8 protein-coding genes are annotated in these 13,084 nt (G+C 57.0%); 2 read left to right on the forward strand and 6 right to left on the reverse strand.

All coding sequences use genetic code 11. The annotated features are described in order from the left end of the window. Window position 1 precedes the first annotated feature (1 nt). Entirely contained in the window at window positions 2-2,599 is a 2,598-nt protein-coding gene (locus ACMGGM_RS15750; RefSeq protein ID WP_045134405.1) for a glycoside hydrolase family 38 C-terminal domain-containing protein, read from the reverse strand. Between the two features lie 10 nt (window positions 2,600-2,609). Next, window positions 2,610-4,013: a PTS fructose transporter subunit IIC gene (locus tag ACMGGM_RS15755; protein ID WP_071978045.1), complete on the reverse strand. Its 1,404-nt coding sequence runs from the start codon at window positions 4,011-4,013 to the stop codon at window positions 2,610-2,612. A 179-nt stretch (window positions 4,014-4,192) separates the two neighbouring features. On the opposite strand from ACMGGM_RS15755, the gene ACMGGM_RS15760 reads away from it, so the two are divergent. Continuing rightward, window positions 4,193-4,852 carry a MurR/RpiR family transcriptional regulator gene (locus ACMGGM_RS15760; RefSeq protein ID WP_014882297.1) on the forward strand — a complete coding sequence of 220 codons (660 nt, stop codon included), beginning with the start codon at window positions 4,193-4,195 and terminating at the stop codon, window positions 4,850-4,852. A gap of 8 nt (window positions 4,853-4,860) precedes the next feature. Here the strand turns inward: ACMGGM_RS15760 and ACMGGM_RS15765 are convergent, their stop codons facing one another. From ACMGGM_RS15765 to treR, 4 genes are all read right to left on the reverse strand, one after another. Further along, window positions 4,861-5,607, reverse strand: coding sequence for an oligogalacturonate-specific porin KdgM family protein (locus ACMGGM_RS15765; RefSeq protein WP_414149028.1), 747 nt, complete (start codon window positions 5,605-5,607; stop codon window positions 4,861-4,863). A 136-nt stretch (window positions 5,608-5,743) separates the two neighbouring features. Beyond that, window positions 5,744-7,399, reverse strand: a complete 1,656-nt coding sequence (gene treC / locus ACMGGM_RS15770) for an alpha,alpha-phosphotrehalase (protein ID WP_069601644.1) — start codon at window positions 7,397-7,399, stop codon at window positions 5,744-5,746. A 51-nt stretch (window positions 7,400-7,450) separates the two neighbouring features. Beyond that, window positions 7,451-8,869, reverse strand: coding sequence for a PTS trehalose transporter subunit IIBC (treB, locus tag ACMGGM_RS15775; protein ID WP_014882300.1), 1,419 nt, complete (start codon window positions 8,867-8,869; stop codon window positions 7,451-7,453). A 127-nt stretch (window positions 8,870-8,996) separates the two neighbouring features. Continuing rightward, entirely contained in the window at window positions 8,997-9,944 is a 948-nt protein-coding gene (treR, locus tag ACMGGM_RS15780) for a trehalose operon repressor TreR (RefSeq protein ID WP_014882301.1), read from the reverse strand. Between the two features lie 389 nt (window positions 9,945-10,333). Between treR and mgtA the strand changes: the two genes are divergently transcribed. After that, window positions 10,334-13,042, forward strand: coding sequence for a magnesium-translocating P-type ATPase (gene mgtA, locus ACMGGM_RS15785; protein ID WP_176260904.1), 2,709 nt, complete (start codon window positions 10,334-10,336; stop codon window positions 13,040-13,042). The last annotated feature ends 42 nt before the right edge of the window (window positions 13,043-13,084 follow it).

Genomic DNA, 13,084 nt, shown 5'->3' on the forward strand with positions numbered 1-13,084 from the left:
ATTAAGCCTCTAACAAAAAATCGCAGGTCGCGGAAGGTTGGATCGCCGTTACCGGCTGCACGGGCTCTTCCAGATAGTTGATCTGAGGAAGCCCCGCGAGATCTGCCGGAACGGGAACCGGCTGCGTGCCAGCGTTAAACACGCGGATGACCGTGCCATGTGACTGTTGGGCATGGGGCAGGGCAGACAGAATAAGCGGCTCCGGTAGGGTCAACAGCGAGAAGTGTGCCGGAAGCTGGCGTTCGGGCAGGCGCAACGAAAAGCGCTCAAGGCGATGATCGAGCGTGTGCAGCTTTTGCCGTTGATAGGTAAAGGGCTGTCCGGTCGCGAGATTTTCCAGCTGGCGTAGCGTCAGATGATCGGCACTGTCGGCCAGCGCGACGCTGAATGAAAAGTGCAACGGCTTCAGCAACTGGGCATCGGGGGTCTCAACCACCGTATTATTAATCCCGGATGCCCGACCCGGCCGCCAGTCCAGGTCGTTTCGTCCGAGCACACCCGTTGACTTAAACAGCGTCAGGGCAATCACTGCCGGTTCGTGCCCGAGGATCTGAAACTCCTTCATGCCGCGGCTATTCACCACCAGCGCTTTGCCTTCTTCTGCGACAGCGATAATGCCCTCGCTGGTTTCGATATCCACGGGCAGCTCGCGATAGCGTTCCTGCCAGTTTTCATCGTCATACCCCGTTTCGCGTTGGATGATCGCAAAGGGCTGTGAGGCGATAGCGTGATGCGTGTGAATATCGCTGTTGATCAGCAAGCGCAGCCGGTGATCGCAGTGGCTGTTTTCCAGCGCACCGTCGACATACAGGTTCGGATCGTCATGGCGCAATTCACACGCCAGACGCAGGCATAACGGTTTTCTGGCTGCATCCTGATGTCCGGCGAGATCCGGCGGCAGAAGCAGCGTCGCCTCAATAACCAGCTTTTCGACAAGCGGCGTTTTCAGGCAATCAATGAGTGCGAAATGGGAACAGCGCGTTGGCGTATCGCCCGCGAGCGGGGAGAAATCGTAGCTGTCGCCCGCATCCGCGCAGTCTTCGAGGGTAAAGAACGCGGGGATGCATCTGCCCGTGTGTTTGTCCTCAAGGGTAAGCGTTCCGGCGTCCAGCATCAGCCGATAATGCGCATTTTCTATTTCGCGGCCCTTTTCCTGTTCAGGCTGCCGTAGCGGCGCAGGGCTATTCTCAACGTTCACGGTGAGATAGCCAACCGACGGCAGAACCGGCGTCTGCACAGCAACGTGCCAGCGGAAATAGGGAGGAAGGGGCGTTTCACACTCGCCTTCGGCAGTGAGGGAGATCGCCGTTCCGCCGGGTAAAATGTCTCTTTTCAGGACGTCGAAGCGCACGGGCTGCCCCTGATACGTCAGCGCGATATGTTCAGCCCGGCTATACAGCGTGGTTTTAACCACGCGCCGCATTGGGGTGGTCAGCGGATTGAAGATCAGCAGGTCCCCTTCCTGAGCACAGGCGGCGGCCAGCGTTTTTACCACCAGATTCCACAGGCTGTGACACAGCTGCTCGGTTTGTTCCAGCCGATGCAGAATGTCGCGATTGGTCGCATCGCTATTACAGCCGCCGATAGAGTCGTGGGCGTGGCTTCGCAAAAGCGTCTTCCAGAGGGTATCGACTACAGAGAGATTGACCGGTAGCCCCTGATGCCGCGCCATGGCAATCGTCGGCTCCAGCTGTCGCAGGATAAACTGCTCGATCTCATCATTTTTCTTTTTAATGTCGTAGCGCACAGAGCCGATCGTTTTATGGATGCGGGTGTAGCGTGGCGATTTCAGCTCGCCTTCCCAGCTTTCAAACTGCTCACGCTGCGCGCGCAGGATGTCCACGTAACGCTCCAGCGAACTGATGGTGTACCAGTCCTGGTTGGGAGAGTGTTTGCTGGCGACCTGCAGGATAGTCGGCAGCGCCGGGTCGATGCTGACCTGATCGCCGCCGCAGGGTAGGAGCAGGTCATCGATACCGGCCCGTGAACGCAGCAAATCGACCATCGGGTAGATTTTCCCCTGCAGATGGCTGGCTTGCGAAGCGATATTTTTAGCCGCGCCATACCCGAGCGCCATCGCGCAGGCGATGACGCTCGCCCCTGACGGCGCGCGCCAGATAAACTGGCTGCGTTTGGCATGCCGGTCGTGATCGATACCGCGCCAGAAGACGATGTTATCGATATTGCAGCCCTGCAAAATCGTCGGCATCTGCGCATTGTGGCCGAAGGTATCCGGCAGATAACCGACCTGCATCGCATGTCCCAGCGTTCGGGCGGCGAAGATGCCGTACTTCAGGTTGCGGATAATGGATTCGCCATGCACGTTGTAGGTGTCCGTCTGGGTATACCACGGCCCGACGAAAATCCTTTTTTCTCTGACCAGCTTTTCCAGCCTGGCGCGATAATCGGGATTGATCGCAAGAAAGTCCTCCACGACCGCCATCTGCCCGTCAAGGTGATAGCAGGCATAAGCCGGGTTCTGCTCCAGCGTGTTGATAACATCCGCAAAGTTGTATGACGCCAGCACCATGCTGTCCTGACGGGTGAAATACCACTCCTGATCCCAGTGCGTGTGGGCAATAACGTGGATCTGACTCATGATGTTTCCCTCACCTGACGTTCTTTGGGCTGACATAAAGCACGCCCAGGGCGCAAATCAGTGCGCCAATAAAGACGCTCGCCAGATAGCCCGCCACATTGGTCGCCAGCGGCCAGCCCCAGATGGCGGGCAGAGGCAGCGTCTGCTTCACGCCGAGTGCAATCGCCACCAGTGCACCGGCGACGGCACCGGTCATGAACACCGGGATCAGGCGTGGGTTTTTCAGGATGAACGGGATAGCGCCTTCTGAGATCCCGATTACGCCCAGCAATAACGAGGTGCTGCCAACGGTTTTTTCTTCCCGGCTGAAGACATCCGGCAGACCAAAGCGGCCGTTGAGGAATGCGGCAAAACCGACGCCAATGGAGGGGATCACGATAGAGAGTTCGCGGGCGGTTAAATCAAACGTCTCGCTCATGCCATTCAGGCCGAGCGCGACCGAGCCTGCCGCCTTATTGACCGGACCACCAAGGTCGAAAGCGGTGCCCGCGGCGATCATTGCGGAATAGAACCCGCGACCGGTGTCGCCTGCCGAGGTAAAAAAGACCACCATCAGCTGATTAAGCGAGCCAAAAATCGGGTTAATCAGATATTCCATGACCATCACCAGCGTAATGCCGGTGATCAGCGGGACGATTAGCATGGTTTTAATGGTGGTGAGCTGCTGGCGGACATGAATCGAATCGTTGAGCCAGCGCACCAGATAGCCCACAAAGAAGCCAATCCCAATCGCGCCAAAAAAGCCGGAGGGCATAAAGCCCTCGATATCAAAGAAGCGCTTGTAGACTTCGTCTGACATGATGCCGCCGATAAGCCCGGGGATCAGCGCCGGTTTTCCGGCAATGGCAAACGCCAGATACATGGCGAAGACCGGATACATGAACTTGATTGTCATAAAGCCCACTTTATCCAGCACGCTGAACGGCGAATGTTCAATGTTAATAAACTGGCCGGTAATTTTGGCCGTCGCCATCATCAGCCCACCCATGACCACGACCGGTAACATATAGCTGATGGCCGCCATGATATGGCCAATAAATATCTGGTAAGCCGAACGCCGGAGATCGTCTTCGTCTTCATCTGCTACAGCGGTAGCATTTTTTTCCATTGCCAGCGCCTGACGCAGATAGCGATCGGTGTGCTTGATCAGCTCTTGTGTTCGTGTCTGAAGGTGAGGAATGTCATCAAAACGTTCGGCATCCTGAATGGGGACGTCGGTTGCCAGAATAATGGCGGTGGCAGAGGCAATTTCCTGTTTTGTTAAGCGATTTTTAACACCGTCGCTACCCTGCGTTTCGACCTTTACCTCAATGTTATGCGCTTTAGCCCATGCGATAATTTTATTCGCGGCCATAAACGTGTGTGCAATGCCTGTCGGGCAGGCCGTTACCGCGACAACTTTTTGTTTCGTCATTGTCATAATTCCCTGGATGTGAAAACAGGGAAAGTATAAAGAGAAGCCAAAACAGTTTTTAATGTTTGCTAATACTTATTACGTATCGTCATACGCGGGCTTGCAATATGTGAAGCGCCTTCCAGAGGATATTTTTCGGCTGTGGTAAAATCATGTCAGGATTAAACAGGGTGTAATATATGAATTCATTTCAGGGAAGTGAGCGTTTGATATTTGAATACATTCAGCATCACGCTACTCATATTTCTACTATATCGGCAAAAGAGATTGCCCGTGATACTTTTACCACGACAACCTCCGTTAATCGCGTGTGTAAGAAAATGGGCTATAAGAGCTATACAGAGCTTCGGTATCGTTTTTTACGCGATCATTTTACCCCTGCGCCTGTAAACCCTGACGTGGGGCCGCAGGCGGAGGAGATTGTGGTGGAGATGTCCAGGTTGCTGACCCATTCCAGCCATATTTTTCTCTATGCACGGGGCGCATCACTCACCAGCCTCAACTACCTGTCGCGTTTTTTATCTCTGGCGAGCCTGCCGCACCTTATTCTCAACGATATGCACCAGCTGACGCGGGTATCGAAGGGAACGCTGGTGTTGATCAGTAAATCCGGAGAGACGCAGTCGTTAATTGAAATGGCGCGTAACGCGCTGCGCAAAGGATTAAAGATTATTGCGATCACGCGCGAGGGGTCTACGCTGGCCGCGCTCTCTTCTCTATGCTGGCCGTTGTTGATTGATATCAACGCGGTATCGTTATATCAGCGGGAAGGGCAGCTGGAACTGTTAAGTGCGGTAGACCGTATCGGCTGCAGGCTGCTGCAGCACGATACGGTGTAGTCAGGTCGTCAGAGCTGCTTCACTATCCCCATACGGACGGCATAATCATTTTCATGGTTGCCGTCATCGTTGATATAGGTTTTATCCAGTGAAACCAGTTCGACGTAAGGCGTCCAGCCATCGTCGAGCTTGTAGTTGAAGGCGACGGTATGTTCCCAGTAGGTATCATCCCCGGTTCCCTGATCGACACCATCCTGCCAGCGGAAGCGTGGGTTGTAGGACATCCCGAATTTGCCAATGTTATACGCGAACCAGATGTCGAACTGGTGTGACTGGCGGCGGGTATACCCGCTGCCGTCGAGTTCTTTGTCGCTGTGCGCGTCATTGACGGTGTTATAGCGATAACGGGCGGCGAGATTCAGACCGTTATCGAACGCTTTCCAGCCCTGAATGAAGGGGCGGTAATGGGTATTGCTGGCGGTGAAAACCGTCACCATACCCGGCGCTACGGCAAAGCCGTTTCCAAGATCGAAGCGCCAGCGTGTTTCAATCTCTTGTGCCGCCTCCGTTAAGCCTTTTTCGTCTGGGTTATATCGGTCGGTATCGCCAAAAAAGGTATCATTGTGGTTTTGTGCGGCTTCAACGGAGAAGTAAAAACCATTCTCCGCCTGATGCATGACCTTAATACGGGAATCATTGACGTCTGAGTTTGTGTTGTGACCAAAACGAAGGTCGACGGATGTATTTCCGCACCATCCCTGTGTGCTTAATAATAGTGCGCTAATACACGTTGCTTTAATAATTCTCTTTTTCATAATGTCCTGCCGAGATTATTTGATTGGCAGGGCTATTTTTATTTTCGGCACGCCACGATGTAAAAGTTATCGTCGTACATTTAGCGTATCGCTAAACATAAAAAAAAGAGATACAGCATGCTGTATCTCCTGATAGTTATTCCTGCACCCACCAGATAGCTTCAAACGGGCGCAAGAGCAGCGTGTCGGGACGGGTGGGGACATCATCATAGTTGCTGAGTGCGACCCGCCATGCGCCCTGTACCGGCTCCGGTTGCCACTGCTGACGCTCGCGGCTCAGGTTCGCCACCACCCTCAGCGTCTGCCCCTGCCACTGACGGCGATAACACCACAGGGAAGGATGGTCCGGGAGCAGATCCTCGTAGTCGCCCCACGTGAGCAGCGGCAGCGTTTTGCGCAGGCGAATCAGCGACTGGTAGGTGTAAAACACCGAGTCCTGGTCGTCCAGCGCCGCGCGGGCGTTCACGGTTTCGTAGTTATCGCAGACGCCAATCCACGGCTCGCCCTCGCTAAAGCCCGCATTGTGCGAGGCGTCCCACTGCATTGGCGTGCGGCCGTTATCGCGGGATTTGCTTGCCAGAATCGCCAGCAGTTCCTCAGGATCGCGACCGTTTGCCCGCATTTCGGCGAACATATTCAGGCTTTCCACATCGCGATAATCGGTGATGCGGCTGAAGTGCGGGTTGGTCATCCCCAGCTCCTCGCCCTGATAAATGTACGGCGTGCCCTGCATACCGTGCAGCACCATGCCCAGCATTTTCGCTGCGGCTACGCGGTGTTCCCCTTCGTCGCCAAAGCGTGAAACGATGCGCGGCTGATCGTGGTTACACCAGAACAGCGCGTTCCAGGCTTTGTTGTGCATCCCCTGCTGCCAGTGGCGGAAGAGGGTTTTCAGCGCGACAAAGTCCGGTTTCGCCTTCGTCCATTTTTCACCGCCCGGGTAATCCACCTTCAGGTGATGGAAGTTAAAGGTCATCGACAGCTCGCGCCCGTCGAGCGAGGCATACTGCTGGCAATTCTCCAGCGAGGTCGAGGACATTTCGCCCACCGTCATCAGGTTGCGCGGGGTAAAGACGTCGCGGCTCATCTCCTGAAGATATTCGTGGATGCGCGGCCCGTCCGTGTAGAAGCGGCGACCGTCGCCCGTTTCGTCATTCGGGAAATCCTGATCTTTTGAAATCAGGTTAATGACGTCCAGACGTAAGCCGTCCACGCCGCGATCGGCCCAGAACTCGCATACCTTTTTCAGCTCGGCGCGCACCTCCGGGTTTTCCCAGTTGAGATCCGCCTGCTCCGGCGCGAAGAGGTGAAGGTAATACTGCTCGCTCTCGGCGTGCCAGCGCCAGGCGTTGCCGCCAAACTTGGAGCGCCAGTTGTTAGGCAGTTGCTCCGGCGTACCGTCGCGCCAGATGTAGAACTGGCGGTACGGGCTTTCCTTATTCAGTGATTCCCGGAACCAGGCGTGCTGGGTTGACGTGTGGTTGAACACCATGTCCAGCACGATGCGAATACCGCGTTGATGCGCCCCGGCGACCAGTTCGTCAAAATCATCCAGCGTACCGTACGTCGGGTCGATGGCGATGTAATTCGCCACGTCATAGCCGTTATCCACCTGCGGCGAGATATAAAACGGCGTCAGCCAGATGGCGTCAATGCCGAGGGTTTTCAGGTAGTCCAGCCGCGCGGTCACGCCGCGTAAATCGCCGGTGCCACTGCCGGTCGTGTCCTGAAAACTCTTTGGATAGATCTGATAGATGACGCCGTTCTGCCACCAGTGAGGAAGGGTATTCATAATGCGTTCCTGCAAATGCGAAGGGGCGCAACTGCGCCCCGAAAGATGAAGTTAAACAATCTGCAGCGCGCCCTGACGGAACTTACGCTGATAAACCACGGTGGTGAGCGCCATTGGGACGATAATCGCAATCGCCATTGCCAGGGCAAACACCTGCCAGTAAGCGGGCTGGATGGAGAGAATGCCCGGCAGACCGCCCACGCCAATCCCGTTCGCCATCACGCCGTTCAGACCACACACCAGGCCTGCCAGACCGGAACCGATCATCGCGCAGAGCATCGGGAAGCGGTATTTCAGGTTGATACCGTACATCGCCGGTTCGGTGACGCCGAGGTAGGCGGAGATCGCGGCCGGAACGGAGATTTCGCGCTCGTTGTGCTTACGGCTGACGATGATGATGCCGGTCACCGCAGACGCCTGCGCAATGTTAGACAGGGCGATAATCGGCCAGACCGGCGTGCCGCCGAGGCTCTGGATCATCTGCATATCAATGGCCAGCGTGGTCTGGTGTACACCGGTGATCACCAGCGGGGCGTACAGGAAGCCAAACAGCGCGGCGCCAATCGGTGCGAAGCTGCCGGTCATCAGGTGGCGCACCGCGAAGGCCACGCCGTCGCCGATCATGCGGCCAAACGGACCGATAAACGCATGTGCCAGGAAGACGGCCAGAATCAGCGAGCAGACCGGAACGACCACCAGATAGAGATAATCCGGCACGATGCGCTTCAGGCGTGTCTCAATAAAGCCCAGCATCAGCCCCGCCAGCAGGGCCGGGATAACCTGCGCCTGATAGCCCACTTTGGCGATGGTGAACAGACCGAAGTTCCACACTTCAGGCACCTGCTGACCAAGTAAGTAAGCGTTCATTAACTGCGGAGAGACCAGCGTGACGCCCAGCACGATACCGAGAATCGGCGTACCGCCCATTTTGCGCACCGCGGACCAGCAAATCCCGACCGGCAGATAGAAGAAGATCGCTTCACCAATCAGCCACAGGAAGTCGTAAACGGTTTTCAGCGCCGGATACATCTGCGCCAGCGTTTTGCCGTCGCTCATCGGCACATCACCGATGACGTTACGGAAACCAAGAATTAAGCCGCCGCTGATCAGCGCCGGCAGCAGCGGGAAGAAGATCTCCGCGAAGTGGGAAATCAGCTGCTCGTGCCACTTCATATTCTGGCGTGCAGCCTTCTTGGCCTGCTCTTTATCCGCCGAGCTGTGCCCGGTGGTTGCCAGCAGAGCCTGATAGTAATCGCCCACTTCGGTACCAATGACCACCTGGAACTGCCCGGCGTTGGTGAAGCAGCCTTTAACCATTTTGAGTTCTTCAATGGCCTTCGGGTTCGCTTTTGCCGGATCGTTCAGCACGAAGCGCAGGCGGGTAATGCAATGGCTAACGGTTGCGATGTTTTCGCGGCCGCCGACCAGGACGATCAGCTGATCAATATCTGCTTGTTTGACTTTACTCATCATGAAACCTCATGACAGATGGTGAGGGGTGTAATGACCTGAGCGCAAGCCTACTCTTTCAGCGTGACGGCGAAAATGGGAACGTTCCCGAAATCGGGCGAAGATCACAATAAACGCTTCAGGGGGGCTATGAAAGATGAGCGGGAATCACGATCTGCCGCGGCTCACTCCGCCCGTTGATCTGCTCGATCAGCTGCGCGGCGGCCTGTCTGCCGGACTCGGCATAACCCGGATCGACGGTGATGATCTCCGGGTGCAGAAACTTCATCAGCGGCGTGCTGCCGACGCTCGCCACCTGCAGGCTGTCGATGCGCTGCTCCTGAAGGTATTTGCTGGCTCCCAGCGCCAGCGTATCCGTGGCGCACACCAGCGCGGTTGTCTGCGGGGTCAGGACACTGGCAACCTGCTCGTAGCCTTGCTTCATGCCCAGACCCGGCAGGGAGGCGACGGCCGGGAGGTTGTGCTTTTTGCAAAACGCCAGATAGGCCTCATGGCGACGCTTGCCGGTGGTGACGTCGGTGTGGGGTACGCCGAGGAAGCTGATATGGCGATGGCCTTTATCGTACAGACGCTGCATCAGGGTGATAATCGCCCCCTCGTCGTCATAACAGACAGAGGCAAAACCGTGGGCGTCGCGCGCCATCATGACCAGTGAGGGCTGCCAGGGTTTTAGCATCTCGTCTTTAATGCCGGTAAAGCCGAACAGCACCACGCCGTCAATGTTGCGTCGCTGGAGCATGCCCAGATGCTCTTCAACCAGCTGCGGCGAGAACTGGCTCTCCATCATGATGGGGTCATATCCCTGCTCGTAAAAGGCGGGCAACATGGTCTGCACGGCAAGGTTCTCCGAGAGCGAATCCAGACGAGAGACAATAATCGCGACCACTTTGTCACTCTGCCCGCGCATAGCGCGCGCGGAGCGGGAAGGGGAAAAGCCGTGCTGATTCATCACCGCCTCGACGCGCTCGCGGGTGCGTTCGCTGACACCGCTTTCGTTATTCAGCACCCGTGAGACGGTCGATTTCCCCACGCCGCTTAAACGCGCGATGTCTTTAATGGTAAGGCGGTTCTGCATGCTGTTTTCCCTGTAACAACGACAAAATGATCAATTGAGCCTAATGCTATAGCGCGATTTCGCTATGGGCAAAGTCTGGTTTACGTTCGGTTTATTTGCAGGGGGGTATAATACCGCCCGAATCGTCACAAAGGGTACGCTTAAATCCTTATACTGCGCGGCGACACCCTGTTTTTACTTACCGGAGGCTCCATGGATCCCGATCCCACACCTCTCCTGAACGGGAGAACACGTTCTTTCCGGTAAGCCAGCTTTTGCTGTCTCACCGGTGATGTGAGGCAGCAACGTCCCAAACGTTCCTGCTTGAAAAATTGAGTGCCTGACAGGTACGGCTTTGCCACGCCTGAAGGGAATGCTGCGTCCGCCGTTGCGGATGCGGAGGAATGACTATGTTTAAAAATATCACTCGGCAGCTGCAGGCCCTGCTGAGCCGCCACCTGCCATATCGTCTTATTCAGCGCGACCCGCTGCCCAATGCAAAAAACATCGCGGGTGCAGCGATTCCCTCTTCCCTGACCGAACGCTGCCTGAACGTGGCGGCAATGGATGAGAACGAAGTCTGGCGCGCCTTTGGCGGCCACCCGGAAGGGCTGAACGCGACGGAAGTGGACAAAATCCGCGCCGTGCACGGCGATAACCAAATTCCGGCGCAAAAACCGTCTCCGTGGTGGGTGCACCTGTGGCTCTGCTACCGCAACCCCTTCAACCTGCTGCTGACCGTGCTCGGCATCATCTCCTACGCGACGGAAGATCTCTTTGCCGCAGGGGTGATTGCCCTGATGGTGGGGATTTCCACGCTGCTGAACTTTATTCAGGAAGCCCGCTCCACCAAAGCGGCGGACGCCCTGAAAGCGATGGTCAGCAACACCGCGACCGTCTCGCGCGTGATTAACGACCTCGGCGAAAACGCCTGGGTGGAGCTGCCCATTGACCAGCTGGTGCCGGGTGACCTGGTGAAGCTGGCCGCGGGGGACATGATCCCGGCGGATTTACGCATCATTCAGGCGCGGGATCTGTTTGTCGCCCAGGCCTCCCTGACCGGGGAATCCCTGCCCGTTGAAAAGGTGGCGCGCAGCCGTGATCCGCAGCAGATGAACCCGCTTGAGTGCGACACCCTGTGCTTTATGGGAACCACGGTCGTCAGCGGTACGGCGCAGGCGATTGTCACCGCGACCGGGGGCAACACCTGGTTTGGTCAGCTTGCCGGACGCGTCAGCGAGCAGGAGAGCGAGCCGAATGCCTTCCAGAAAGGGATTGGCCGCGTCAGCATGCTGCTGATCCGCTTTATGATGGTGATGACGCCGATTGTGCTGTTGATCAACGGCTACACCAAGGGCGACTGGTGGGAGGCGGCGCTGTTTGCCCTCTCCGTGGCCGTTGGCTTAACGCCGGAAATGCTGCCGATGATTGTCACCTCCACGCTGGCGCGTGGGGCGGTGAAGCTCTCGAAACAGAAAGTGATCGTCAAGCACCTCGACGCTATCCAGAACTTTGGCGCGATGGACATTCTCTGCACCGACAAAACCGGCACCCTGACGCAGGATAAAATCGTGCTGGAGAACCACACCGATATCGCCGGTAAAACCAGCGAACGCGTGCTGCACAGCGCGTGGCTGAACAGCCATTACCAGACCGGGCTGAAGAACCTGCTCGACGTGGCGGTGCTGGAAGGGGTCGATGAGGAAGCCGCCCGCACGCTCTCCGGTCGCTGGCAGAAGGTGGATGAGATCCCGTTTGATTTCGAGCGCCGCCGCATGTCGGTGGTGGTGAGCGAGCAGCCGGACGTGCACCAGCTGATCTGCAAAGGCGCGCTGCAGGAGATCCTGAATGTGTCGACGCAGGTGCGCCATAACGGTGAGATCGTGCCGCTGGACGACACCATGCTGCGCCGCATCAAGCGCGTTACCGACAACCTGAACCGTCAGGGGCTGCGCGTGGTGGCGGTGGCGAGCAAGTTTCTGCCCGCGCGCGAGGGGGACTATCAGCGTATCGACGAATCCGATTTGATCCTCGAGGGTTACATCGCATTCCTCGATCCGCCGAAAGAGACCACCGCGCCTGCGCTGAAGGCGCTGAAGGCGAGCGGTATCACCGTTAAAATCCTCACCGGCGACAGCGAGCTGGTGGCCGCGAAAGTGTGTCACGAAGTCGGGCTGGATGCGGGCGAGGTGGTCGTGGGCAGCGACATTGAGCCCCTGTCCGACGACGAGCTGGCGAAACTGGCGCAGCACACCACGCTGTTTGCCCGCCTGACACCGATGCATAAAGAGCGCATTGTTACCCTGCTGCGTCGTGAAGGGCACGTTGTGGGCTTTATGGGCGACGGCATCAACGATGCGCCCGCCCTGCGTGCCGCGGATATTGGCATCTCCGTGGACGGCGCGGTGGATATCGCCCGCGAAGCGGCGGATATTATCCTGCTGGAAAAAAGCCTGATGGTGCTGGAGGAGGGCGTTATCGAAGGGCGTCGCACCTTCGCCAACATGCTCAAGTACATCAAAATGACCGCCAGCTCCAACTTCGGTAACGTGTTCAGCGTCCTGGTGGCCAGCGCGTTTCTGCCGTTCCTGCCGATGCTGCCGTTGCACCTGCTGATCCAGAACCTGATGTACGACGTGTCCCAGGTGGCGATCCCGTTTGATAACGTCGACGACGAGCAGATCCAGAAGCCGCAGCGCTGGAACCCGTCCGATCTGGGGCGCTTTATGCTGTTCTTTGGGCCGATCAGCTCCATCTTCGACATCCTGACCTTCTGCCTGATGTGGTTTGTGTTCCATGCCAACACGCCGGAACATCAGACCTTGTTCCAGTCCGGCTGGTTCGTGGTGGGTCTGCTGTCGCAAACGCTGATTGTGCATATGATCCGCACGCGCCGCATTCCGTTCATCCAGAGCCGTGCCGCATGGCCGCTGATTGTGATGACGGGCATTGTGATGGCGCTCGGCATCGCGCTGCCGTTCTCGCCGCTGGCAAGTTACCTGCAGCTTCAGGCGCTGCCGCTGAGCTACTTCCCTTGGCTGGTGGCGATCCTCGCGGGCTACATGGTGCTGACGCAGATGGTGAAAGGGTTTTATGCGCGTCGGTATGGATGGCAGTGATTTTTTGCCGGGTGGCGGCTTCGCCTTACCCGGCCTACTCCC

This window comes from Enterobacter sp. BNK-14 (assembly GCF_047456095.1).
GTDB lineage: Bacteria > Pseudomonadota > Gammaproteobacteria > Enterobacterales > Enterobacteriaceae > Enterobacter > Enterobacter kobei.